The sequence below is a fragment of the Pseudomonas sp. Q1 genome (assembly GCF_009935975.1).
GTDB classification, from domain to species: Bacteria; Pseudomonadota; Gammaproteobacteria; order Pseudomonadales; family Pseudomonadaceae; genus Aquipseudomonas; species Aquipseudomonas palleroniana.
In genome coordinates this window covers 1-24720 of sequence record NZ_QODI01000023.1, presented here as the reverse complement: position 1 = coordinate 24720, position 24720 = coordinate 1, and the positions used below count along the sequence as shown (strand labels likewise).

The 24720-nt window shown below is 62.8% G+C and carries 24 protein-coding genes; 8 read left to right on the top strand and 16 right to left on the bottom strand.

What is annotated here, in order from left to right:
* Nucleotides 1-27: 27 nt before the first annotated feature.
* On the top strand, nt 28-1209 hold the full coding sequence (locus tag DK870_RS26970) for a GGDEF domain-containing protein (protein WP_104993508.1): 1182 nt from the start codon (nt 28-30) through the stop codon (nt 1207-1209).
* 3 nt (nt 1210-1212) lie between these two features.
* On the opposite strand, the gene DK870_RS26965 is transcribed toward DK870_RS26970, so the two are convergent.
* The 6 genes from DK870_RS26965 to DK870_RS26940 all read right to left on the bottom strand — a co-directional run bounded on the left by DK870_RS26965 (nt 1213) and on the right by DK870_RS26940 (nt 9128).
* Nucleotides 1213-3399 carry an ATP-binding protein gene (locus tag DK870_RS26965; RefSeq protein ID WP_161550221.1) on the bottom strand — a complete coding sequence of 729 codons (2187 nt, stop codon included), beginning with the start codon at nt 3397-3399 and terminating at the stop codon, nt 1213-1215.
* Between the two features lie 166 nt (nt 3400-3565).
* Nucleotides 3566-4420, bottom strand: a complete 855-nt coding sequence (locus tag DK870_RS26960) for a CAP domain-containing protein (RefSeq protein ID WP_060757033.1) — start codon at nt 4418-4420, stop codon at nt 3566-3568.
* 81 nt (nt 4421-4501) lie between these two features.
* Nucleotides 4502-5827, bottom strand: a complete 1326-nt coding sequence (locus DK870_RS26955) for an MFS transporter (RefSeq protein ID WP_104993511.1) — start codon at nt 5825-5827, stop codon at nt 4502-4504.
* 58 nt (nt 5828-5885) lie between these two features.
* Nucleotides 5886-7079, bottom strand: coding sequence for an L-2-hydroxyglutarate oxidase (gene lhgO / locus DK870_RS26950; RefSeq protein ID WP_060757031.1), 1194 nt, complete (start codon nt 7077-7079; stop codon nt 5886-5888).
* 102 nt (nt 7080-7181) lie between these two features.
* Complete coding sequence (locus DK870_RS26945) at nt 7182-7892, bottom strand: FadR/GntR family transcriptional regulator (protein ID WP_090371356.1); 711 nt, start codon at nt 7890-7892, stop codon at nt 7182-7184.
* 54 nt (nt 7893-7946) lie between these two features.
* Entirely contained in the window at nt 7947-9128 is a 1182-nt protein-coding gene (locus tag DK870_RS26940) for an MFS transporter (RefSeq protein ID WP_161550220.1), read from the bottom strand.
* Nucleotides 9129-9241: 113 nt separating this feature from the next.
* On the opposite strand from DK870_RS26940, the gene DK870_RS26935 reads away from it, so the two are divergent.
* Both DK870_RS26935 and DK870_RS26930 read left to right on the top strand, forming a co-directional pair.
* Nucleotides 9242-10147 carry a LysR family transcriptional regulator gene (locus DK870_RS26935; protein ID WP_161550219.1) on the top strand — a complete coding sequence of 302 codons (906 nt, stop codon included), beginning with the start codon at nt 9242-9244 and terminating at the stop codon, nt 10145-10147.
* A 21-nt stretch (nt 10148-10168) separates the two neighbouring features.
* Complete coding sequence (locus DK870_RS26930; RefSeq protein ID WP_161550218.1) at nt 10169-10837, top strand: GNAT family N-acetyltransferase; 669 nt, start codon at nt 10169-10171, stop codon at nt 10835-10837.
* Nucleotides 10838-10865: 28 nt separating this feature from the next.
* Here DK870_RS26930 and DK870_RS26925 read toward each other — a convergent pair whose 3' ends face one another.
* On the bottom strand, nt 10866-11462 hold the full coding sequence (locus tag DK870_RS26925) for a TetR/AcrR family transcriptional regulator (RefSeq protein ID WP_161550217.1): 597 nt from the start codon (nt 11460-11462) through the stop codon (nt 10866-10868).
* Nucleotides 11463-11545: 83 nt separating this feature from the next.
* Here DK870_RS26925 and DK870_RS26920 point away from each other — a divergent pair, with 83 nt between their 5' ends.
* On the top strand, nt 11546-12145 hold the full coding sequence (locus DK870_RS26920) for an NAD(P)H-dependent oxidoreductase (protein ID WP_161550216.1): 600 nt from the start codon (nt 11546-11548) through the stop codon (nt 12143-12145).
* 1 nt (nt 12146) lies between these two features.
* Here DK870_RS26920 and DK870_RS26915 read toward each other — a convergent pair whose 3' ends face one another.
* A complete protein-coding gene (locus DK870_RS26915; RefSeq protein ID WP_060757024.1) occupies nt 12147-12536 on the bottom strand; it encodes a hypothetical protein in 390 nt (129 codons plus the stop codon).
* 33 nt (nt 12537-12569) lie between these two features.
* The gene (locus DK870_RS26910) at nt 12570-13826 is read right to left on the bottom strand and encodes a 3-phosphoshikimate 1-carboxyvinyltransferase (RefSeq protein WP_090371344.1); all 1257 of its coding nucleotides are present in this window, start codon (nt 13824-13826) and stop codon (nt 12570-12572) included.
* 358 nt (nt 13827-14184) lie between these two features.
* Here DK870_RS26910 and DK870_RS26905 point away from each other — a divergent pair, with 358 nt between their 5' ends.
* Entirely contained in the window at nt 14185-14814 is a 630-nt protein-coding gene (locus DK870_RS26905; protein WP_161550215.1) for a lytic polysaccharide monooxygenase auxiliary activity family 9 protein, read from the top strand.
* A gap of 6 nt (nt 14815-14820) precedes the next feature.
* Here DK870_RS26905 and DK870_RS26900 read toward each other — a convergent pair whose 3' ends face one another.
* A complete protein-coding gene (locus DK870_RS26900) occupies nt 14821-15375 on the bottom strand; it encodes a UPF0149 family protein (RefSeq protein WP_161550214.1) in 555 nt (184 codons plus the stop codon).
* 61 nt (nt 15376-15436) lie between these two features.
* Nucleotides 15437-16705, bottom strand: coding sequence for a chloride channel protein (locus tag DK870_RS26895; RefSeq protein ID WP_161550213.1), 1269 nt, complete (start codon nt 16703-16705; stop codon nt 15437-15439).
* 193 nt (nt 16706-16898) lie between these two features.
* On the opposite strand from DK870_RS26895, the gene DK870_RS26890 reads away from it, so the two are divergent.
* Together DK870_RS26890 and nudC are read left to right on the top strand one after the other, a co-directional pair.
* The gene (locus DK870_RS26890) at nt 16899-17711 is read left to right on the top strand and encodes a crotonase/enoyl-CoA hydratase family protein (protein ID WP_060757019.1); all 813 of its coding nucleotides are present in this window, start codon (nt 16899-16901) and stop codon (nt 17709-17711) included.
* A gap of 5 nt (nt 17712-17716) precedes the next feature.
* Nucleotides 17717-18550, top strand: a complete 834-nt coding sequence (nudC, locus tag DK870_RS26885; protein ID WP_161550212.1) for an NAD(+) diphosphatase — start codon at nt 17717-17719, stop codon at nt 18548-18550.
* Here the strand turns inward: nudC and DK870_RS26880 are convergent.
* The 3 genes from DK870_RS26880 to DK870_RS26870 form a co-directional block, all read right to left on the bottom strand.
* Nucleotides 18518-19297 carry a TSUP family transporter gene (locus DK870_RS26880; protein ID WP_161550211.1) on the bottom strand — a complete coding sequence of 260 codons (780 nt, stop codon included), beginning with the start codon at nt 19295-19297 and terminating at the stop codon, nt 18518-18520. The two genes, nudC and DK870_RS26880, sit on opposite strands and share 33 nt — an antisense overlap.
* A 114-nt stretch (nt 19298-19411) precedes the next feature.
* On the bottom strand, nt 19412-20131 hold the full coding sequence (gene pcsA / locus DK870_RS26875; protein ID WP_060757016.1) for a phosphatidylcholine synthase: 720 nt from the start codon (nt 20129-20131) through the stop codon (nt 19412-19414).
* Between the two features lie 149 nt (nt 20132-20280).
* The gene (locus DK870_RS26870; RefSeq protein ID WP_060757015.1) at nt 20281-21195 is read right to left on the bottom strand and encodes a class I SAM-dependent methyltransferase; all 915 of its coding nucleotides are present in this window, start codon (nt 21193-21195) and stop codon (nt 20281-20283) included.
* 191 nt (nt 21196-21386) lie between these two features.
* Between DK870_RS26870 and mdeB the strand changes: the two genes are divergently transcribed.
* Nucleotides 21387-24065, top strand: a complete 2679-nt coding sequence (gene mdeB, locus DK870_RS26865; RefSeq protein WP_161550210.1) for an alpha-ketoglutarate dehydrogenase — start codon at nt 21387-21389, stop codon at nt 24063-24065.
* A gap of 76 nt (nt 24066-24141) precedes the next feature.
* Here the strand turns inward: mdeB and DK870_RS26860 are convergent, their stop codons facing one another.
* Both DK870_RS26860 and DK870_RS29790 read right to left on the bottom strand, forming a co-directional pair.
* On the bottom strand, nt 24142-24630 hold the full coding sequence (locus DK870_RS26860) for a DUF1289 domain-containing protein (protein WP_090371333.1): 489 nt from the start codon (nt 24628-24630) through the stop codon (nt 24142-24144).
* Between the two features lie 9 nt (nt 24631-24639).
* Nucleotides 24640-24720 (bottom strand): hypothetical protein (locus DK870_RS29790; RefSeq protein WP_223820096.1); only part of this gene is annotated, 81 nt, incomplete at its 5' end.

The following is a 24720-nucleotide window of genomic DNA, read 5'->3' as shown; positions in this document are numbered from 1 at the left end:
TGTCCCAGCTGCTGGCCGGATGCCACAATGCTGGCTCTATCATGGCAATCGAAGCAGGCTGACTTCATGAGCAACCTTGGGCATGGGCTGGACCCGGATTGCGTGATCGAAGAGCAGGTGCGAACGGACCGTTTGCACCAGCTGTTTCGCCAATCGTTCGCCGCGATCTTCGGCAGTTTCCTCGGCGCCGCCATGCTCTGCTGGCTGTGTTGGGACCGCTTCAACCACCAGGTCATGCTGATCTGGCTGGTGGCGTTGTCGGTGTCGTCACTGTTGCGCCTGAAAATGTTCATGGACTGGTTTCGTTGCCCTGATATCGACCGTACGCCCGCACGCTGGGAACGACGTTATGCGGTCACGTTGATGTTGTCGGCCGGGATCTGGGGCATGGGCGCGTTGGCGGTCATGCCCCCCGACGACCGTGTGTCCCAGGTGCTGGTGATGTTGTTTACGGTGGGCATGTCGGTCAGTGCGGTTTCGTGTTATTCGGCCTATCGCTACATGACCCTGGGCGCCATGGCCCTGGTGTTATTGCCATGTACGCTGTGGTTGCTGTTTCAGCCGACCCTGATGCAAGTGGGGGTGGCGATCGCAGTGCTGGTGTTTTCAACCTTCGTGGTCAGCGCGACGCGTAAATTTTCCGATGCCCTGGAAAAGGCCTTTCGCCTGACCCGGCAAATGGAACGCGCCCATAACGCCTCCACACGGGCCGCCCAGACTGATGAACTGACCGGGCTGATGAATCGCCGTGCGTTCTTCGAACACGCGCAGCAGCGGTATGCGCAATGTCGCGATAACCAGCAGCCGGTGTGCGCATTGATGATGGACATGGACCATTTCAAGAGCGTCAACGACACCTACGGCCACCAGGCCGGTGATCACGTGCTGCGGCAGATTGGTGGGGTGATCAGTGCATCGTTGCGCCATTCGGATGTGTATGGTCGCCTCGGCGGCGAAGAGTTTGCGGTGTTGCTGCCCAATACGTCGCTGGAAACCGCGCGCGATATCGCCGAGCAATTGGTCAAGACGATTTCCGGCCTGACGGTCGAGCCGGTGCAGGGCCTGACGGCCAGTCTCGGCGTGGCCCTTGTACGCAGCCCCGATCAGGATCTGCACAGCTTGATGAACAGCGCAGACAAGGCGCTGTATCGCGCCAAGGCCATGGGGCGTAACCAAGTGGCTGTGGCGGAGTGGGGCGTGGCGGAGTAGGGCTCAGTCCCGGCGCATCGATTTGACCAGCGTCCATGCCACCTGATCGGCGGAATAGGGCTTGGCCAGGAATTCGAAGCCCTCATAGCCACTGTCGGCCAGCTCTTCGCTGTAGCCTGAGGTGAGCACCACCGGCAAGTCCGGCCGTCGCTGGCGCAGCAGCTTGGCCATGGCCACGCCGGTCATGCCGGGCATCACCACATCCGAAAAGATGCCGTCGAAGGCCATCGCGTCCTCACCCGCCAGCGCCAGTGCCTGTTCGGCATCGGTAGCCCAGGTGGTCCGGTAGCCCAGGTCCTGGAGGATCTGGTTGGCGAAACGGCCGACTTCGAGGTTGTCTTCGACGATCAGGATATGCCCCATGGCCATGTCCCGCAGTGGGCTGTGTGCCGGGTCCGGCGCCGTGTGCTGGGCGACCGGCGCTTCCACCTCGGGCAGGTAGAGGGTAAACACCGTGCCTTGGCCCAGGGTGCTGGCCACGTCGATGTTACCGCCGGACTGCTTGGCAAACCCGAACACCTGGGACAGGCCCAGCCCGGTGCCTTTACCGACGGCCTTGGTGGTAAAGAACGGTTCGAAAATACGCTCGAACGTCTCACGCGGGATGCCCGTGCCCGTGTCGGTGAGGGACACCGTCACGAACGGCTGTTGGACTGGGGCATCGCCACGGATGCGCGGCAGCGCTGAGACGCACGCGACGCGCAGGGTCAGGGTGCCTTGGCCACCCATGGCATCGCGTGCGTTGAGGGCAATGTTGATCAGCGCAGTCTCGAACTGGCTGGCGTCGACACACACATGGCAGGGACGCGCAGGCACTTCGACCTGCACATGAATGCGTGAACCGGTGACGCTTTCGAGCATCTCGCCGATATTTTGCACGCGCCGGCTCAGGTCGAAGGCTTCCGGGTTCAGCGGCTGGCGGCGGGCGAACGCAAGCAACTGGCTGGTGAGTTTGCTGGCCCGCTCGACGGTGTCGGAGACGGCGCCGAGGTAGCGCTGGCGGCGTTCCTCGGACAGCCCTGGCTGGCGCAGAAAATCCACGGACGAGCGAATGATCGTCAGCAAATTGTTGAAGTCGTGGGCCACGCCTCCGGTCAGTTGGCCGATGGCTTCGAGCTTTTGCGACTGGTGCAGCGCGGCTTCAGCCTGGGTGAGGGCGAGGGTGCGCTCTTGCACCCGTTGTTCCAGGGTGGCGTTCAGTTCAGTGATGGCCGCCAACCCCTCGCGCACGGCGGCGTCGGCGCGTACGCGCTCGATATGTGCCCAGGAGCGTTCGGTGACTTCACCCACCAGCGCCAGGTCATACGGCGACCAGACGCGCTGGGTTTTGTGATGCACCGCCATCAGGGCCGTCAGGCGACCCTCCTTGATCAGCGGAAAGCATACCGTCGCCGTGGCGCCCAGGGCCTGGTAGCGGGCCGACTCCTCGGGCGTGAACTCTACCCGGTTGTCGCTGATCACCAGGGGCTCGCCCGAGCGCAGTTTGCTGACTGCCCGCGCCCCAAACGAGGCCAGTCGATAGCGCCCGACAATACTGGGCGAACCGGGCGCGGCCCAGTTGCCGCGAATGGTGAAGCCGTCTTCATCGGCATCCATATCGGCATAGGCGCAATTGGACACCTGCAAGTGCTCGGCCAGCAGGCGCGTGGTGATGCTCATGATCGCCTGCGCGTCGGTGGCGCCGGCCACGGCATTGCCGATGGCATCCAGCGCGGCGAGGCGGCGGGCGAGGAAGACGGTGGTGGTGGTTTCGGTGACGGTGTCGAGCAGGCCCACGACCTTGCCTTGGGAGTCGCGGATCGGGCTGTAGCAAAAGGTGAAATACGCCTGCTCAGGGCCGGCGCCACGCTCGATCACCAGGGGATAGTTTTCGATGTAGGTGGCATGGCCTTGATAGGCCGCGTCGGCGATCGGGCTGATTTCGTGCCAGGCCTCTTGCCATATTTCACTGAACGGGCGTCCGAGGGCAAACGGCTTGTCGCCCAGAATCGGCACAAAGGCGTCATTGTACAGCGTCGTCAGGGACGGCCCCCAGACGATGGCCTGCGGGAAGCTTGAAGCAAAGCACAGCGCGACCGTGGTCTTGAGCACGTCCGGCCATTGCTCCAGTGGCCCCAGCGGAGTACTGGCCCAATCATGGCGGCGCACCTGCTCGGCCATGTCGCTGCTGCTTTGCAGCCAATTCATCATTGCACTAACACCTTGTTTGCCACGTACTGTCGATGCCGAAAGGCAGCCTGACAAGCAACAGACCGGAATCAACGCGGCCAGTTCAGCGCGATTATCCAGGAGATGGCAATTTGATGTCGTCTTTATTTGAGTCGACACCCGCCCAGTATGCCGGGCGGGTGTACCGCTACTGCTGTGCGCCGAAATCCGCCGTCCAGTAGATCCCCGCATCACTCTTCGGGTCCATGGCGTAGGCCGCACCCAGCTCGCGGAATTGCGGGTTCATCAGGTTCGCGCAATGCCCTGGGCTGGCGAGCCAACCGTCTACCACCTTGCGTGGCGTATCGAGGCCGGCGGCGATGTTTTCGCCGATGTTCTTCGCGCTGTACCCGGCCAGCTCGGCCCGATCGCCCGGAGTGCGGCCGTCGTGGTCCAGGTGGTCGAAGAAGTTGCCGTTGGCCATGTTGCGGGTATGGCTGTTGGCGGCCCCCGCGAGGTCGTCGTTCCACGTCAGTGGCGTGGTCGCGTTGAAGGCCTGGGTGCCACACTGGCGCGCCTGGGCGCGGGCGGCATTGATCAGGTTGAGCAGTTGCTTGCCTTCGGTCGACCAGTCACCCAGGCCGCTGGTCAGCAGCGGTCGGGCCAGCACGATGCGCCAGTCCTGGCCGCTGTTGCTCACGCCGATGTCGACGAATTGCGGGTCCAGCACTACGCGGCAGAAGCTCTCGCGCACGGCTTTCATCGCCGCTTGCGCATCCTTGGGCCCGGACAGGCTGATGGCTTGCACGTTGACCATCGGATACGCCGCCCGCGCCAGCGATTGCTGCAAATCGCCGACGTTGGTCGCCGGCAGTACCAACCGTGTGTCGCTGGTCAGCGGCGGCAGTTCCTGGGAACCCTGGTCACCACAGCGTTGCACCTGGCTGCGGTACTGGTTGATCTGTTGTACCAACTGACTTTCTTCATTCGCCATCGCGCTGGCGCAGAACACCGTAGTGGCGGCCAGCGTCGTCAGGCCCATCATCAATGACAGAACGCGCATGGACGTTACCCTTGAGCTTGAAAGTGCCCATGATGCGCGATCCGGGTGCATCCATGCACCCATTGATCTGAACTTTTTGCCTCAGTTCTTGAATGTCGAGTGTTTGCGACCCTGGTCGCACAAGGCGAACACCACTACCAGCAACGCCGAAACAGCGAGGATGATCACCACGCCATCGGTGGAGTGGGTGGCCGACGCCGCCACCATTGACAGCGCACCCAAGGGTGCCAGGCCGCCGGCGATGGCGGTGCCGATTTCACGTCCGGTGCCGAAGCCCGAGGAGCGCGTCTGGGTCGGGAACTGGCGGCTCAGGAACGAGCCCTGCGGGGCAAACATCATCGGTGCGAGAATGCCGGTGCCAACGCCGATGGCGAGGTAGATCATCAGGCTTTCGCCACTGTTGAGCAGGGCCAGGAACGGGTAGGCGAACAGCAGCGAAAACACCCCGCCGAGCATCAGTACGGTCTTGCTGCTCCACTGGTCGCACAGCCAGCCGAAGCAGGGCACCGCGACGATGGCGATCAGGCTGGCGATCGTCACCGACAATGAGGTGACATGCACATCGACACCTTTGAACTGGGTCAGGTAGGCCAGGGAGAAGGTCTTGAAGATGTAGCTCAGGGCGTTATAGCCAACGGCCACAAAGAACACCACCGCCAACCCCTTCAGGTCGTTCTTGAACAAGGCCTTGAGCGGCGAAGCCTTGACCTTGGCGGCCTCTTGGCTCAGTTCCTTGAACTGCGGGGTTTCCGGAATGCTGTTACGCACCCACAGGCCGACCCCCACCAGCACGATGCTGCACACGAACGGAATTCGCCAGCCTCCGGCCAGCAGGAACTCATTGCCGTTCATGGTGAGCAAGTACACGGTGAGTGACGACAGCAACAGGCCCAGGTTCAGGCCCAGCGCCGGCCACGCCCCCTGGCTGCCGCGTTTGCCCTGGGAGGCGTGTTCATAGGACGTCACTGCGGCACCCGACAGCTCGGCACCGGCGCCCAGGCCTTGAATGATGCGGATAAACACCAGCACGATCGGCGCCCAGATACCGATGGAGGCGTAACTGGGGATCAGGCCGATCAGTGTGGTACACACGCCCATCAGGCAGAAGGTCAGCACCAGCACTTGCTTGCGGCCGAACTTGTCGCCCAGGTAACCAAACAGGATGCCGCCGAACGGGCGGGCGATAAAACCGATGGCAAAGGTGGAGAACGCCATCAGCGAAGCGGTCTTCGGGTCGCTGTTATCGAAGAAAATCTTCGAGAACACAATAGCCGCCATGGTGGCGTACAGGTAGAAGTCATACCACTCCAGCATGGAGCCGAAGATGGTCGCGGCGGCGACTTTGCGCAGGCGTTTGCGGGTTTGCTCGGGCGTTTCGTGGGTGGCGATAGAGACGGGGGCCGTCATGCTGTACTTCCTTCTGAGTCTTTATAGTTATTGTCAAATGGACGCGTATTGCCGGGTGTTACTGGGGAGTGAACAGGCGGTCGGCGATCATTGCGCCGATGGGCATGGCTGACGTGGCGGCCGGCGAGGGCGCGTTGCAGACGTGCAGCATTCGTGGGGTTTGGGCGAACAGGAAGTCGTGCACCAGGCTACCGTCGCGCATCACCGCCTGGGCGCGAATACCGGCTTCGCAGGGCAACAGGTCGTCGAGGGTCAGCGATGGGCAGTATTTGCGGCACTGCTCCAGATAGCCGGACTTGAACAGTGAGTTCTTCATCTCGGTGGTGCCCGAGCCGAGGTTTTGCCAGAGGGTTTTCCAGAAGCCGGGGAAACTGGCGTACTGCGCCACGTCGCGCCAGTTCACCGAGAACTTGCGGTAGTTCTCGCGGCCCAGGCCCAGCACCGCGTTCGGGCCGACGGTCACGCTGCCGTCGATCATGCGGGTCAGGTGCACGCCGAGAAACGGCAACTCCGGGTCAGGAATCGGGTAGATCAGATGGTTGACGAGGGTGTTTTTCGACGCGGGCAGGCGGAAGTACTCGCCACGGAACGGGATGATCTGGTGATTGATCGCTACCCCGGCCAGGGTGGCCAGACGGTCCGACTGCAAGCCGGCGCAGACCACCAGGTGCCGAGCCTGCCAGGTTTCGCCGAGGGTGCTGACGCTGACTTTGTCGGTGTCCTCGTGGATCGCGGTGACGGTGCGTTCCAGGCAGATCTCGCCGCCGCCGCGACGGATCACTTGGGCCATGGTTTCGCACACCTGGCGGTAGTCGACGATGCCGGTGGCGTCGAGAAACAGCGCGCCCAGGCCGACGATGTTCGGTTCACGCTGACGCAACTGGTCGGCGTCCAGGCGTTCGACGTGCATGCCGTTGAGCTGGGCGCGGGCGTACAGCGCTTCCATCCGCTGCATTTCCAGGGGGCTTGAGGCCACCAGCATCTTGCCGCACACCTCGAACTTGATGCCGTGCTCGGTGCAGAACTGTTTGGTAGCTGCGGCGCCGCGCTTGCACAGGTCTGCCTTGAGACTGCCTGGTGCGTAGTAGATGCCGGCGTGGATGACACCACTGTTGTGACCGGTCTGGTGCCTGGCCAGCACCGGTTCTTTTTCCAGGATCACCACCGAAGCGCCCGGTTGGCGCTTGAGCAGTTCCATCGCGGTGGCCAGGCCGACGATGCCGCCACCGATAATGCAAAAGTCGTGAATCATTGCGTGAAATACCTACCGTTATACATTTTGGTCTGCTTATCAGGTTGTCAGACTAATGTTTTTGTTAAAAAAGGGCGTGTCCAGGACACGCTATTCATAGGATCAGGCGGTAGTCGGCAGTTCCAGGCTCAGGCGCCGGGCTGCGGCTCGCAAATGCGCCTCGGCACTGGCGGCGGCGCGTTGCGCATCACCGTCGGCAATCGCCTGGTAGAGCCGTTGGTGTTCCTGCGTCGCATCAGCGGAGCCGGTGGCAAAACGCGACGCCGAGTTTTCCCAGGCGGTTTTGCGGGCGCTGGCCAACTGGCTACGCAGGAAGTCGTGGAAGGCCACGAAGTAGTCATTTTTACTGGCGTCGGCAATGGCGCGATGGAACTCCACATCGGCGATGGCGGCGGCTTCGAAGTTATCGCGGTTGTCCTGCATGGCCTGCAAGGCGCCTTTCATGCGCTGCAGGTCAGCCTCATCGCGGCGCCGGGCAGCGATTGAAGCGGCTTGGGTTTCGATCCACAGACGCACCTCGAACATTTGCGCCAGGTCTGGACGGCGGCCATCTTGCTGCGGAAAACGGAACACTGTACCGGCCGGCGTCTGTGAAATGAACGAACCCAGGCCCCTTCGTGCGGTGATGACGCCATCGGCCTTGAGCTGTGCGATGGCTTCGCGCACCACGGAACGGCTGACGTTGAGCTGCTCGGCCAGTTGCTGCTCTGTGGGCATGCGGGACTCCGGCGGCAGTCGGCCGGAATCGATTTCTGCGCGAATGGCGCTGACAACCCGTACGACCAGCGAGTCGGGGCGTTGGAGCTCAAGCATGGGACAGCCTTGTTGATCAGGTTGTCAGACAATAGTCGTTACGATTTTATCTTGTCAATATTTGTGTCGTATTACGACCGCCAACAGGATCAGCCCCAGCGCGACGCTGAAGGTCGCATGCAGGCCGTTGGCGACCGATTGTGCGGGGGCATTCGTAACATCCGGCGTGGCCCAGGCAAACACTGCGCCGAGGGCCGAAGTGCCGATAATCAGGCCCAGGTTGCGCGACAGGTTCAGCAGGCCCGAGACCGTGCCTCGGTGGGGCGCGTGCACGTCGCTCATCACCGCGGTGTTGTTGGCCGCCTGGAACAGGCTGTAGCCGCAGGTCAAAACCACCAGTGCCGTCAGGTACGCCGGCAGGCCGCTGGCGCATGACAACAGCAGGGCGCCACAGAACAACAAGCCCAGGCCGGCAAGGGTCATGCGGCGGCTGCCGAAGTGGTCGGTGAGACGGCCCGCCGGTACGCCGGCGCAGGCCGCCACGCAGGGGCCAACGGCCATGGCCAGGCCCATCCAGGTCGCATCGAGCCCCAGGCCACGGGACAAATAAAACGGACCGACGACAAAGGTCGCCATGATCACGGCGGCAATCAGCGCGCTCATCGCCAGGCCGGCGCGCAACGGCCCGTCTGCCAGCGCGACACGCCAGCCCAGGCCGGTGGCATTCGATCTGCGTAGCCGATCAGTCGGCAGGTAGCGATAGGCGAGGGTGGTGGCCAGCAAGCCCAATGGCAGGCCGACCAGAAACAGCGCCCGCCAACCCCACAGGCTGAGCAGTACTCCGCCGATGCTCGGACCCAGGGCGGTACCCAGCGCCGACATTGTGCCGAGCAACCCCATGACACGGCCCGTGTGCGCTTTGGTGACGGTGTCGCCGACCAGCGCCAAGGTCATTGCCATCATGCTCGCCGCCCCCAGCCCCTGCAGTCCCCGTGCGACCACCAGCCATGGCAGCGACGGCGCGGCCGCACACAACCCGCAGGCCAGCGCAAACAGCAGCAGCCCGATCAGCAATAAGCGCCGGCGCCCCACGCGATCACCCAGGCTGCCGGCCGCAACAATCACCGCCGTGATTGCCAGCAGATACACCAGTACCACCCACTGCACGGCATGAAATGACGTCTCGAACACCTGCGCCAACGAGGGTAAGCCGACATTGGCAATGCTGGTGCCGAGCGAGGCCAGCAACATGGACAAACACAGGCTCCAAAGAGCGCCTCGGGAGGAGGTCTGCATGGACGATTCCTTGAATGAATGCGGATGTCACCAATCTACGACCTCGTTTAACATGGCGGAAGACGCATGGTTTGCAGTTAATACGTGCGTATAACGCCTTGTCAGGAGTGCCGATGCCCGATCTCAATCTGCTGATTACCCTGGACGTCTTGTTGAGCGAAGGCAGCGTCGCCGGTGCCGCCAAGCGCCTGGGCTTGAGCCCGTCGGCCATGAGCCGGGCACTGGCGCGTCTGCGCGAAACCACCGGCGACCCGTTGCTGGTCCGCGCCGGTCGCCGACTGGTGCCCACGCCACGTGCCCAGGCATTGCGCGAACAGGTCGGCAGCCTGGTGCAGCAGGCCCAAGGCGTTCTGCGCCCCGCACAATCCCTGGATATGCGACGCGTGACGCGCAGCTTTACCCTGCGCACCAGCGAGGAGTTCGTCGAAAGCTTCGGCCCTGCGCTGCTCGCGCGCATCGGCCGGGACGCGCCGGGCGTGCGGCTGCGCTTCATCAATAAAACCGACAAACACACGGACTGGCTCCGCGGCGGCAGTGTCGACCTGGAAACCGGCGTGGTCGACGCCGGCGCCGGCCCCGAGGTGCTGACCCAGGCGCTGTTTCGCGACCGGTTGATCGGGGTGGTGCGCAGCGGCCATGCGCTGAGCCAGGGTGAAATCAGCGCTGCGCGTTTTGCCGAAGGCGGCCACGTGTATGTCTCGCGGCGCGGCCAGGACCGTGGCCAGATTGACGATGCCCTTGAAGCGCAGGGCTTGAGCCGGCAGATCTGCACGGTTGTGGCGGGGTTCTCCACCGCTGTCGCCCTGGCCCGCGCCAGCGATCTGATCGCCAGCGTGCCCGAACGCTACACGGCCAATCAGCCCGAGGGGCTGTTCCGGTTTACCTTGCCGGTTGCGCTACCGCCTTTCACCGTGGCGATGCTCTGGCACCCACGTCAGGACGCCGACCTGGCCCATCGCTGGCTGCGCGGCTGTTTGCGTGAGGTGTGCCTGCAACAGGTACAATCGCCGTTGCCTTGACGCGAAACCCCAGGAATTTGCATGTTCAGCCTTACCCATTACACCACGCCGTGCCCCGAAGCCATCAATGGCCAGATCCTGCAGATGGTGGTGGACAACCTCACCGACATCAGCAGTGTCGCGCTGCCGCCGAGCAACTTGCTCTACAACATCTACCAATACGCCATCGGTTTTGAGGTGCACCTGTACCTGGAGGCCTTGGATGGGGCAAAGGGCATCGCCGTCGAACTGGTCGTGGCGATGGAAGAGGAACAGGTGGTGGGCTTTTGCCTCTATCTACCGGTGAAGGATGATCCGCACGCCTGCGGTATTGCCTTCATGGCCGTGCAAGCCGGGTATCGGCGCCAGGGGATCGCGCGGGCGATGCTGCAGGACGTACTCGCACGCTACCCCCATGCCGAGCTGGCGTGCGCTGTGGAAAAGGTCGCGACCTTCGAGGCCATGGGGTTTCAAGTGCGCGGTGCGCGTGGCACGCAGGTGCTGATGAACACTCGCGACTATGGCACCGACGGCCTGATGGGCGTGCTGGATGTCGCGGCCATCTACCGCTCGTTGGAAGTGCGGCAGATTCACACCTACCTGCTGCAAAAACACGGCAAGCGCGCCATGGTCGATGCCGAGAAGCAGCGCGATCGCCATCTGGATCAATTGGCGCGCAAGGCGCAGTTGTTTCTACAGGCTCGCGGCTGAAACACGCGCCCTTGCGGCAGATGTGCGTTTAACTGCGACTGACCATCGCCAGGATGGTCGCCAGCAGTTCCTGTTGCGCCTCTTCACGGCTGAGTTCGCCGCTGGCGGCGGCCTGGGACAGGGCCTCCGCGGCCCCCAGCATGGCCCGCAGCCCGGCTTGGGAAACCTGCCTGCCGGGGGCAAATGGCGACAGCGCCTCACGGCATTTATCGAGGAAGATCGCCTCGTATCGTCGCTTGAGCGCCTCCAGTTCCGGCGAGCTGCTGAGTGCGGCGATCACCCCGGGAATCTCCCGACCTTGCAGTAACACGCAATCGACGTAACACGCGGCGATCACCCCGGCCCGATCTTCCAGGGTGGCCGCGCTGGCTTCGATGGCCTCGGCAAAAAGCTGATTCTGCCGCCCGTCAAAATCTTCATACAGCGCAGCCAACAACCCCGCCCGCGTGACGAAATGGTCATACACCACCGGCTTGGTGACACCTGCCAGTTCCGCCAGGCGACCCAGCGTGAGCGCGTCGGTGCCTTCTTCGCGCACCAGTTGCCAGGCCACTTCGAGCAATTGGCGAAAGCGATCTTCGCGAGACAAGCGTCGACGTGGGGCAGGGGATTCATGACTTGACATGCTTATATACCAAACGTAACTTACTAGAGGTAACTTACTAAAAGTAATTTAGGTGCAGCCTAAACCGAAAGGGAGTCATTGTCATGCACGCTTTGATCGTTGTTGCTCACCACGACCCGGCATCGCTCACCCACAGCCTGGCGGCGCAGGTCGCTGCTGGCCTCACTGCGTCCGGGCACAGCTATGAAATCGCTGACCTTGCGGGCGAAGGCTTCGATCCGCGCTATACCCTGGCCGATCACCGGGTGCATCGCGCCCGTGCCACCCCACCGGCTGACGTGCTTGCCGAACAGGCGCGTATCGACCGCGCGGATGCCTTGGTGCTGGTGTTTCCGATTTATTGGTGGTCGTTGCCGGCTTTGCTCAAGGGCTGGGTGGACCGCGTGTTCGTCAACGGTTGGGCGATCGATTACGGCCCGGATTTGCCGGTGGTGAAAAAGCTGCGCCATGTGCAGGTGCACTTGCTCGCAGTCGGTGCGGCGGATGAGGGGGCGTTTGAGCGGCACGGTTACGCCCAGGCCATGCGCACGCAAATCGACTACGGCATCTTTGATTACTGCGGGGCGCAGGTGGTGACGTCGCAGCTGTTGCTGGAATCGGAAAGCGGCACTGCGCAGGCGCATTTGCAGACGGCGAAGGCCATCGGGCAGAGGGTGTTTGAGGACGAACCGGTCGCTAGCTGATTCAGCCTTCGCGAAACAGGTCGTGGGCGTCCAGCAAGCGGTAGGCAATTTCCGGGCGTTTCTCCATGCCGCGACGAATCGCCGCCGGGATCGCCTGCCGGGTCTTGCGACACATGCCGGGCAGTTCGTCGATGACGATCTGGATCCCGCGCATGCTCTTGACCTCGGTATGCCCTGGCGCGATATGCAGGCGGATGCCCAATAACTCGTACATCCGCTGTTGCATGTGTTCCAGGTCTTGCAGGCTCTTGAGGTCTTCGAGGCGTTCGATCAGGCGTTTCTCTTCCTGGCGCGTCAGATGCAGGATACGTAAGTCGGCACCGGGCACGTCCAGCAATTGTTCGCGATCGCAAACGCAGGCGCCGGGTGGGCAGGGTTGGCGAATTGTCATGTGCACGACCTCCCCATTCCGACGCCGCCGGCTTCAGTAGCTCAGCGTAACCCCAAGGCTACCCAGGGCCTTCCAGTATTCAGGATAGGTCTTGGCCACGCAGTCGGGGTCTTGGATGCGGATACCTGAGACTTTCAGCCCGGCCAGGGCAAAGCACATGGCGATGCGGTGGTCGGCGTGGGTGTCGATCAGCGCCGTGCATGCGGTGCCGGCGAGTGCCGGGTCGCTTGCCACCAACAGATCGTCGCCTTCGATGGTCGCCAGGCCCGGGCGGATTTCGTTGAGGCCGTCGTGCAGGGCCTGTACGCGGTCGCATTCTTTCACGCGCAGGTTGGCCAGTTCCGTGAAGCGGACCGGCGTGTTGTTGAAGGCGGCGAGCACCGCCAGGGTCGGGATCGCGTCCTGCATCTGCGAGCCGACCACCTCGGCCTGCATGTTCGGGAATTGCGCGATCACGGCCTGGGCCTTGGCGTCCGGCTGGGTGAAGTCCTGCGCCGCCACACCGATATCGATGCGACCACCGGTCAACACTTCAGCGGCCCACAGATAGGTGGCGGCGGAGGCGTCGGGTTCGATCAGGTAGTCATGCGCGGCATAGCCGGTCGGAGCCACGCGCCAGGTGCTGTCGTCGACCACCTCGACCTGCGCGCCGAAGGCCCGCATGCAGTCCAGGGTCAGGTCCACGTAGCCACGGGCGCCGATGTCCTTGCCGGTCAACGCCACGTCAATCGGTGCTTCGCCGCAGGCCGCGAGCATCAGCAGGGCCGACACGTACTGGCTGGACAAACCGCCATCGATCTCGAAACGCTTGGCTTGCACCTTGCCCACGCCGTGCACCGTCACCGGCGGGCAGCCGGTGGGGCTGTCGACGCGGATACCGTTCTGGCCAAGGGTCGCCAGCAGCGGGCCGATCGGGCGTTTTTGCATATAGTCGTCGCCGGTCAGTACCACGGTGCCTTGCACGGTGGCCACGGCGGCGGTGAGAAAACGCATGGCGGTGCCGGCATTGCCGAGGAACAACGGTTGTGCAGGCAGTTGCAGTTTGCCCGTGCTGGTGACGACAAAGGTGGTGTCGTCCGGCTCATCGATGGTCACGCCCATCTGGCGCAGCGCCACCGACATATGGCGGGTGTCATCGCTCTTCAGCGCACCACTCAAGCGGCTGGTGCCCTTGGCCAGGGCCGCCAGCAACAGGGCGCGGTTGGTAATGGACTTGGAGCCGGGGGGCGCGACCTTGCCGTTCAGGGGGAAGTTGGGCGGTGTCACGGTCACGGTTTTCTGCGAACTCAAGGTACAAGGCTCCTGGTCAAGGCAAGGTGGCTGGCGCGGCCAACGGGCGGACCCGAATAATCGGGTATAGGCGCAGTGCTTGTCGAGCGGGGATCACCGCCGAGCGGCATTTTCCGCAGTGCGCTCGGTGCTCGGGTGGTTCAGGCCGCTACCGGTCCCAGGACAAGAGCTGTAGGTGGATGCCCCCTTGCAAGGTAGGCGTATACCCAAATCCGGCGCAGGACAAATGCGTCTGCTCAATGGGACGTGCGTGCCATGTAACTTTTCCTACGCTGTGGCTCGGTGGACAAGCGCGGGTGGTGGGGTAAGTTCAGGTCGCTCCCCATCCCGGGGAGTTTTCAATCAAGGAGTGACTGAAATGAACAAACCCCAGACTCAACTCAAGCATGGTCGCGTCGTGACCCCGGCCAGCCGTGGCTCGGTCGCGGTGGAACGCGGGCTGCTGGGCAACTGGCAAGTCAACGAAATGGAAGGCGGCAAGAACTTCCCGGCACTCAACGCCGGGCCGTTTCCCGCGCCTTATCAGACCGATGACCAGAGTGTCACGCCACCTGTCGATGGGCATATCCTGAGCGGCGGCAAGACTGACGATCGCGACTGCCTCAACTTCACCGATGAAGAGATGAGCAAGAAGCTCAATACGCCGTTTACCTGGCCGTTGTTGAACGTCGAGGCCGGCCAGGTGTTCAAGGTGCAGTGGGAATACACCGCGCCCCACGTCACCCGGGGCTACCGCTGGCTTATCACCAAGGATGGCTGGGACCCGAAACAGCGCATCAGCCGCGCTCAGTTGGAAGCCAAGCCGTTTTTCGAGGATTTCTACACCCAAGTGCCGTACTACCAACATGCCGACGCGCTCAAAGCCAAGGTCGAGCATCAGGTGACGCTGCCCAAGGGCAAGAAGGGCCGGCACGTGGTGGTGCTGATGTGGATCGTGGCCAACACCGGCAATGCGTTCTACCAGGCGTTTGATCTGGACTTCAAATAGGCCGGCTTAACGCTTGGCCAACCAGTAATCATGTAGCGCCCGCGCGGCCGGTTCGATTTCGCTGACCCGCTGTTGATGGGCGCCTACATCCAGGTCTGCCGGCAACTCGAAGTTATCCTGCTCGGCGCACCAGGAGATCTTTTCCAGCGCCGCGGCTTCGGCAGCCGGCAACTCTGGCCAGTTGCCGATGGCCGCACCACGGATGTAACCAAAGCACCACTCTTCGGCGAGCGTGACAACTTGGCCCTGATGGTCGGTGTCATCAAAACGTGCCTTGAACGCCTGGGCGTCGGTCGCCAACTGCGCCGCCAGTGTATTCATATGCCGTACGCACAGTTCCAGGAAGCGTTGGGCCTCGTCCACGCTTTCCCAGTCGGGATTTTGCCCACCCCAGATCGCCGGAAACCATTCGCCGACTTCCACCTGCGCGGGGCTGGAGACCAACGCCGTGAAATAGCCGTCGAGTTCGGCCAGGTTCAGCACCGAATGATCGTCGCCGTACTTGAGCAGGGTGTCTTCGAGAAATTCGAAATCGGCGGGGGCGAGGGGTTGGGCGTGCATGGGCATATCCTTTAAGCGTCGAGCGCTGCGGGTGGGCAGCTTAGAGCGCGAAGGATGGCGCTTAGGCCGGCTTTTTTCCAGTGTTTTCCCAGCGTTGGCACAGCTTGCTCACGCACACCGAGCCGATGACGGCCAGGATGATCGGCACCAGAAAGTCATGCTCGATACGGGTGAATTCCGCCACCAGCACAATGGCGGTCAACGGCATGCTCATGCTGGCCGCCAGGAAGGCCGCCGCGCCGATGATTGCAAAGGCACCCAGCGGTACGCCGGGGAGCATCAGGCTCCAGGCACCGCCCAGGATGATCGCCAGCAATGCGCCATTGGCCAGGCCGGGTGTCAGTAGGCCGCCCTCGGCACCGGCGCGCAAGCTGGCAGCGGTGACCAGCACCTTGGCGACCAGCAACACGGCGGCCAGGCCAATGCCCAGTTCATTATCAAAGCCCAGTTGCGCCGGGCCTTTGCCGTTGCCGAGGATCTGCGGCAGCAGCATGGCCAACCCGCCAATCAGGCTGAAGTTGAGCAGCGCCAGCACCGGCAGGCGCCACCCGCGTGCCGCGTTGGCCCTGGCGGCGCCGGTCAGGTGGGTAAAGCCGTAGGCGGCCACGCCGAACACCGGCCCGCACACCACGGCCCAGGCGATCAGCGCCGGGCTCAGCACAAAGTGCGGCACGACGTATTGCGCTTCCGCCCCCAGCCCGAGCCATGCCACCGCTGCGCCGATAGCCGACGTGGCCAACGCCATCAGTGCGGCCGGCCAGCTGAATGCGCCCACCAGCACTTCCAGCACAAACACCGCGCCGCCCAACGGTACGTTATACACCGCCGCCAGCCCGGCGCCCGCACCACAGGCGACGAGCAGCCGGTGCATCTCCGGCGTTAGTCGTGCGCGTTGGGACAGCCAGGTGGCGGCCAGCGCGCCAACCTCACGGGGCGCCACTTCACGGCCCAGGGGCGAGCCGAGCGCCACCGTGATGATCTGCAAGACGGCGTGGGCGAGGGTGGTCTTGGCCGGCATGATCGGCAGGCTTGCCGACACGGCCTGCTTGACGCTCACCAGCGGGCGGCCATAGCGATAGAGCGTCCACCAGCCCAGCCCGGCCACCAACCCGCACAGCATCAGCACGTGCAGGCGGCGTTCGGGTGTCGCGGCGGTCACGCCCCACAAAAAGGTTTGATGGCTGACCAGGCTGTCGAGGCTGTAACCGTACGCCAGGTGTTGAATGCCGTGCAGCAACAGCGCCAGGCACATCCCGCCCAAACCCGCGCCGATACCGGTCAACACGACCACCAGGGCCAGCGTCAGCGACGAACGAAACGTGGGCGGCATAAGGTTGCTCCAGGCTAGGGCCCTGATGGTATAACCGATCAGTTGCGTCTGCTGGAGGAAATGTATCGGTACTGCATGCAGGGGCGCGCCTGCAACATTGCATTACTTTGCCAGTCCCGTTTTTGGCCGATGCGCCGTCGCGCACCCTTGTTATAGTTCGAGCCTTATCACTCGCCAGTCAGGGATCACTGCCATGTCCGAATACCAAGCTTTCGTCGTCGAACTCACCGGCAACGTTGCTCATGTGCAGATCAACCGCCCGGAAAAGATCAACGCGATGAACGCGGCGTTCTGGACCGAAATCATCGACATCTTCCAATGGATCGAAGACACCGATGCCGTACGAGCGGTGGTGCTCAGCGGCGCAGGCAAGCATTTCTCTTCGGGCATCGACTTGATGATGCTTGCCTCGGTGGCCAACGAGTTCGGCAAGGATGTCGGGCGCAACGCACGCCTGCTGCGGCGCAAGATCCTCGAACTGCAAGCCTCGTTCAATGCCGTCGACAATTGCCGTAAACCGGTATTGGCGGCGATCCAGGGTTATTGCATCGGCGGTGCCATCGACCTGATCAGCGCCTGTGACATGCGCTATGCCGCCGAAGGGGCGCAGTTCTCGATCAAGGAAATCGACATCGGCATGGCCGCCGACGTCGGCACCTTGCAGCGCCTGCCGCGCATTATCGGTGACGGCATGCTGCGCGAGTTGGCCTACACCGGCCGCCAGTTCGGTGCCGAAGAAGCGCGTGACATCGGCCTGGTCAATCGTGTGTATGCCGACCCGGAAAGCCTGCTGGCCGGGGTGATGGAAATCGCCCATGAGATCGCCGCCAAGTCGCCGATTGCCGTGACCGGCACCAAGGCCATGATCAGCTACATGCGTGATCACACGATCAATGATGGTCTGGAATACGTTGCCACCTGGAACGCGGCTATGTTGCAATCCAACGACCTGCGCGTGGCCATTGCGGCCCACATGAGTAAGCAGAAACCCGAATTCGTGGATTGACTGACATGACCCCAGGCTGGATTACCACAACCCTGCTCGACAACGACACGCCAGGCGGCTGGGCCGTCGCCCGCAGCCGCGACGGCTTTTTGCATGACAGCAACGGCCCGCTGTTTCCCAGGGAGTGGCTCAAGCGCCAGGACCTGTCGGTGTTCGCCGAGCATGGCATCGGCCACCTCGACGGTGAACCGGTGTACTTGCTGGAACTCAACTCGGCCGCCCAAGTGCCGGGTTGCAGTTGGCAGGGCTTGCGCGGCTTTATGCTGCAAGGTGATCACACCCTGTACAAAGTGCTGGGCTACGCCGCGCAGATCGGCACCTGGGCGCGGGAGCATCGGTTTTGCGGCGGCTGCGGCCAGGCCATGGTCCAGGTGCCACGCGAGCGTGCGATGTATTGCCATGCCTGCGACCTGCGCAGCTACCCACGGATCTCGCCGAGCATGATCGTGCTGGTGACCCGTGGCGACGAGATTCTACTGGCGCGTTCGCCGCGCTTTGTCACGGGCGTCTACAGCACCCTGGCCGGGTTTGCCGAGCCGGGCGAGTCGGCCGAAGACTGCCTGATCCGTGAGGTGCGCGAAGAGGTGCAGGTGGAGGTCAAGAACATCCAGTACATGGGCAGCCAATGCTGGCCGTTCCCGCATTCGATGATGCTGGGGTTCCATGCCGAATACGCCGGGGGCGATATCGTGCCCCAGGCCGACGAAATCGAAGATGCGCAGTGGTTCAACATCCATGAGCTACCGCCGTTGCCGGCCTCACGCTCGATTGCGCGTTACCTGATCGACCTCTACCTGGCGCGTCGTCTAGGTCACGCTGAACCAGTGCTGCCAGGCTAGGCGTACCGTCAGGCCGAGCACCACGGTGATAAACACCGGCCGAATGAATTTGGCGCCGCCGCTGATCGCGCTGCGCGCGCCAAAGAACGCGCCGCACATCACCGAAAGGCCCATGGCCAGGCCGACGATCCAGTCCACCGAGCCATTGATGATAAACACCGTCAGCGCCGCCGCGTTGCTCACGAAGTTCATGCTGCGCGCCACGCCACTGGCCTTCACCAGGTCGATCGGGTGCAGCAGCATGGTGCTCACCGTCCAGAACGCACCGGTGCCGGGGCCGGCCACGCCGTCGTAGAAGCCCAGGCCAAAACCTTGGGTGGCTTGCCATTTCTTCTTGATCGGTGCATCGGCATCCAGCGGTGCCTTGGGTGTGCCGCCGAACAGCAGGTACACGCCACAGGCGAACACGATCACCGGGAGCATTTTGTTCAGGGTTTCGGCAGGCAGGTAGTGGGCGACCACGGCACCGGTCAGCGCGCCGACCAGCGTGCCGATGATGGCGTGCACCCACTGGCGCGGGTTGAACAGCTTGCGTCGATAGAAGGTAAAGCTTGCCGTGGCGGAGCCGAAGGTCGAGCTGAGTTTGTTGGTGCCCAACACCAGGTGCGGCGGCATGCCGGCGGTGAGCAGGGCCGGCGTGGTGAGCAGCCCGCCGCCGCCGGCGATGGCGTCGATGAAACCGGCAATGAAGGCTACGACGGCGAGAATGGCTAGGGTGGTGAGGTCAACGCTGAGTTCGAAGGGCATGGGCAGGGCTTATTATTGGCAGGGCGCTAAGCGAGAGGCGGTCATCTTACCCGTGTGATGCACCCAGATCCAAATGTGGGAGGGAGCAAGCCCCTCCCACTTTTTCGAGCGTGATCAGCTGTGGCGTTTGTCGAGCCATTCCAGCGCGGTACGCCACACGCAGATCCCGAGGAAATAAGCCGACATCAGCGACCACAACCCGAACGTCCACGGGTTGGTATTCGGGTAGTCCACCACCATCAGAAAGCTGCACAACAGCCAGATCGTGGTCACCGCGATATTCAGCGGCATGAAACGCTTCACTCGAAACGGATGCAGAAACTTCATCGGCGTCACGGTCAGCAGCGCCAGGCCAATCACCGTCAACAAGGTGACCCAGGCTTCGGGCTGGATGATATACACGCACAACGCCACCACGTTCCACGCAGCCGGGAAGCCGACGAAGTAGTTGTCCTTGCTCTTCATGTTCACATTGCAGAAGCAGAACAGCGACGACACCAGGATCACCGACACCGTAAACAGATGGGTAAAGTCCGGCAGGTCGATATAGCGGTAGATAAACAAGGCCGGAATGAACACATAGGTCAGGTAATCAATCACCAGGTCCAGCACCGAGCCATCAAAGCTGGGCAACACCGTGCTCACATTGACCCGTCGCGCCAGCGAGCCGTCGACGCCATCGACCACCAGTGCCAGGCCCAGCCACAGCAGGCAAGCCTTGGGCGAGTTTTCCAGCAGTGCCAGGGTCGCCAGGAAGGCCAGCACCACACCGGTGGCGGTAAAGCCGTGGGCGCCCCAGGCTTTGAGTCTGGCTACATGCAGGGTCGATATCACGGGCGGATCTCCAAAAGGTGAAACAGGGCAGCCGACAACGTAACGCCGTCGAGTCTGGCCAGGGAATGCAGTTATCGACCGGGAAGGGGGGGATAAGGTTCACCACCCCGGCGTATCCCTTAGCGTAGCAAGCGTAAGACGTTTCGGCATCAGCCCTGACGGAACACCAGGGCCTTTAAACCGCTTTGAGGGTCGATGTCGGGGAATTCCGGCGGGTTTGCCAGGCGTTCCACAAAGCGCAGGCCCGGCGCTTCGCGAGTTACGCCATCAATCAGGAAGTCTTCGCCGAAGGCCGGGTCGTTCATGCAGGCCAGCACCGTGCCCTGTGGCGTAAGCAGATCCGGCAGGCGGCGCAACACGCGCTGATAGTCCTTGGTCAATAAAAAGCTGCCTTTCTGGAACGACGGAGGGTCGATAATCACCAGGTCGTAGGGGCCGCCGTTGATGACCTTGGCCCAGGATTTGAACAGGTCGTGGCCCAGAAACGTGACTTTGCTCAGGTCATGTCCATTCAGGCGATGGTTGTCGCGGCCACGGCTGAGGGCGCCACGGGCCATGTCCAGGTTCACCACATGTTCGGCGCCGCCTTCGATCGCCGCCACCGAGAACCCGCAGGTATAGGCAAACAGGTTGAGTACCCGCTGGCCCGTGGCCTGTTCGCGTACCCAGTTGCGGCCGTAGCGCATATCGAGGAACAGCCCGCTGTTCTGTTTTTTACCCAGGTCGATCAGGTAGCGCAGGCCACCTTCGGTAATCGTCAGCTCATCTACCGCGTCGCCCACCAGCCATTCGGTGGTGCTTTGCGGCAGATAACGGTGTTGCAGGGCGACGGTGTAAGCACCCAAGTGCGTCTGCAGCAACTGTTTCAAGGCTTCCAGCTGGGCAGGCTCCGGCTCCTTGAACAACGCGACCAGCACCACGCCTTGCAACCAGTCCACGGTCAGTTGCTCCAGGCCCGGCCAGCAGCGGCCACGGCCGTGAAACAGGCGGCGGGTCTCCGCCGGTGGGCTGGCCAGGGCGGTGAGCAGGTGAGCGTGCAGGGTGGCGAGTGCGTCTGGGGTCATCGTCGAGCGTCGGTCATTGAGCGGGCGGCATTTTAAACACAGTTGGGTGGTTTCGGGGGGCTTGAGCACGATGTGCTGGTAAAAAGCCGATTGGCAGTGATTCATGCTCAAACCGCTGCAAACCGCGCCTGATAACAGGCAAAAAATCCTCAAGCACCCACATAAACTGGAAAAAAAGCCCGGAGGTGCTCATGAACGGTTTCGCAAGTGCAGTCAATCACACGGCGTTGGATCAGCAAGAGCTGGACGAATGGCGTGACGCCCTGGCTTCACTGGCCTCCCACGCCGGGCCTGCGCGGGCGCGGCAGATCCTCGACCTGCTCGCCCGCGAGGGCAGTGCGCCGCACATCGACTGGAAGCCGCGCCACGGCACGCCGTATATCAACAGCATCAGCGTCGAGCAGCAGCCGGCCTTTCCCGGCGACCTGGCCACCGAAGAGCGCCTGGCCTCGTGGGTGCGCTGGAATGCATTGGCCATGGTGGTGCGGGCCAACCAGGCCTACGGTGAACTGGGTGGCCATATCGCCAGCTACGCCAGTGCCGCGGATTTGTTCGAAGTGGGCTTCAATCACTTTTTTCGGGCCCGCAACGAGCATTTTGGCGGTGACCTGGTGTTCTACCAGCCGCACTCGGCGCCAGGCATCTATGCCCGGGCCTTCCTTGAGGGGCGCTTGAGCGAGAACGACCTGGCGCACTATCGCCAGGAGCTGGGCGGCGCAAAATCCGGCGCACGCGGCCTTTGCAGCTATCCGCACCCTTGGTTGATGCCGGACTTCTGGCAGTTCCCCACCGGCTCCATGGGCATCGGCCCCATCAGTTCGATTTTCCAGGCGCGTTTCATGCGCTACCTGCAGCACCGCGGCCTGCAGGACACCACCGACCGCCACGTGTGGGGCGTGTTCGGTGACGGCGAAATGGACGAGCCGGAAAGCATGTCGGCGCTGACCCTGGCCGCCCGTGAAGGGCTGGACAACCTGACCTGGGTCGTCAACTGCAACCTGCAGCGCCTCGACGGCCCGGTGCGGGGCAACGGGCGGATCATCGACGAACTGGAGGCGTTGTTCGCCGGCGCCGGCTGGAACGTGATCAAGCTGGTGTGGGGCTCGGACTGGGACGCTTTGCTCGCCCAAGACACCGACGGCTCGCTGGTCGACACCTTGTCGAATACCGTCGACGGCCAATTTCAGACGTTCGCCGCCAAGGACGGTGCCTACAACCGCGAACACTTCTTCGGCCAAAGCGCGGCCATGGCCATGCGGGTCGAAGGCATGAGCGATGAACAGATCGACGGCCTCAAGCGGGGTGGCCACGATATGCTCAAGATCCACGCGGCCTACCACGCCGCGCGCCGGGTCAAAGGCAAGCCCACGGTGATCCTGGCCCAGACCAAAAAGGGCTTTGGCATGGGTGAGGCCGGGCAGGGCAAGATGACCACTCACCAGCAGAAAAAGCTTGATCGTGAGGCATTGATCGCCTTTCGTGACCGCTTTCGCTTGCCGTTGACGGATGAGCAGACCGAATCCCTGAGCTTCTATAAACCTGGCGACGACAGCCTGGAAATGCGCTACCTGCACCAGCGCCGCGCAGCCTTGGGCGGTTATGTGCCGAGCCGTACCCAGCAGGCAGCGCCGGTCAGCGTGCCGCCGCTGACGGGTTACGCCGGTTTCGCCACCGGCGCCGACGGTAAGGAAATGTCCACGACCATGGCCTTTGTGCGCATGCTCACCAACCTGCTCAAGGACAAGGCGCTCGGCCCGCGCATCGTGCCCATCGTGGCGGACGAGGCGCGTACCTTCGGCATGGCCAATCTGTTCAAGCAGATCGGTATTTATTCCAGCGTCGGCCAGCGTTACGAGCCGGAAGACATCGGGTCGATCCTCAGCTACCGCGAAGCCACCGACGGGCAAATCCTTGAAGAAGGCATCAGCGAAGCCAGCGCCATCAGCTCCTGGGTCGCGGCGGCCACCAGCTATTCGGTGCACGGTCTGCGCATGCTGCCGTTCTACATCTATTACTCGATGTTCGGCTTCCAGCGTGTCGGCGACCTGATCTGGGCCGCCGCCGATCAACGCGCCCGGGGCTTCCTGCTGGGGGCTACCGCCGGGCGTACCACCCTGGGGGGCGAAGGCTTGCAGCATCAGGACGGCAGCAGCCACCTCACGGCGGCCACCGTGCCCAATTGTCGCGCCTACGATCCGGCGTTTGCCGGCGAGTTCGCAGTGATCCTCGACCACGGCATGCGGCAAATGCTCGAGCAGGATGTGGATGAGTTCTACTACGTGACCCTGATGAACGAAAGCTACCCTCAGCCCAGCCTGCCGGTGGGCGTGCAAGCGGCGATCATCAAGGGTATGTATCGCCTGGAAGGCGCTGCCGAGGCACAAGTGCGCCTGCTCGGGGCCGGTACGCTGGTGCGCGAGGTCCAGGCGGCGGCACAACTGCTGGCGGACGATTGGCAGGTGGCGAGCGAAGTGTTCAGCGTGACCAGTTTCAGCGAGCTGGCCCGGGATGCACGGGAGGTGGAACGGTGGAATCGCTTGCATCCGCAGGGCGTCAAACGGGTCAGCCACCTGGCCGAATGCTTGCCCAAAGGCGCGCCGGTGATCGCGGTCTCCGACTATGTACGGGCCGTGCCGCAGATGGTGGGCTCGTATCTGGACTCCAGCTACACCGTGCTCGGCACCGACGGCTTTGGGCGCAGTGATACACGGGCGGCGCTACGGGATTTCTTTGAGGTGGACCGCCATCACCTCGTGCTGGCGGCGCTGACGGCGTTGGTGGAGCAGGGCAGTTTGGAGCGCGAAGTGTGCCGGCAGGCGATTGAGCGATATGGCTTGCAGGCGGAGCGTGACCCGTCCTGGATCGCCTGATCCACAGAGATCAAATGTGGGAGGGAGCAAGTCGAATCGTCGCACCGCCCCTCCCACATTTTATTTGTGTTGCGGGTTAGACTGTGGCGATCAACGCCGGCTCGAATGCGTCCTGCAGAAATCGTGGCGCGATGTACCGCTCGTAATGCGCTTCGGACAGCAGGAAAAACTCCCGGTCAATCGCATCCCGCAGATCGGCCAGGCTGCGCTCACGAAATTCCGGCAGCAACGCCAGGCCATAGGCCTCCAACTTGGAAATCACCCGCGCACCCCGGGCAATCAGCTGGTACGCCCAGCAATAGGGTGACTGGTGCGGCACGAAGCGGATCTTGCGGGTTTCCAGTTGCTGACGCAGAACAGACGCGTCAAATACCTCCAGCTTGCTGGCCATTACCTGCACCAGCAGTTGCTCCAGGCGCAGCCAGACTGCCTGCTTCTCCTCGGCGTTGTAGCCGTTCCACTGGATCACTTCATGGTGATAGCGCTTGCAGCCCCGGCAGACCAGGTCCCCGTAAACGGTGGAGCAGAGGCCGACGCAGGGCGTCTTGATGGTTTGATTGGGCATCCGTCTTGATCAATCCCAGCTCAGCGCGCCGCCGGTCTGGTACTCGATCACCCGAGTCTCGAAGAAATTCTTCTCTTTCTTCAAGTCCAT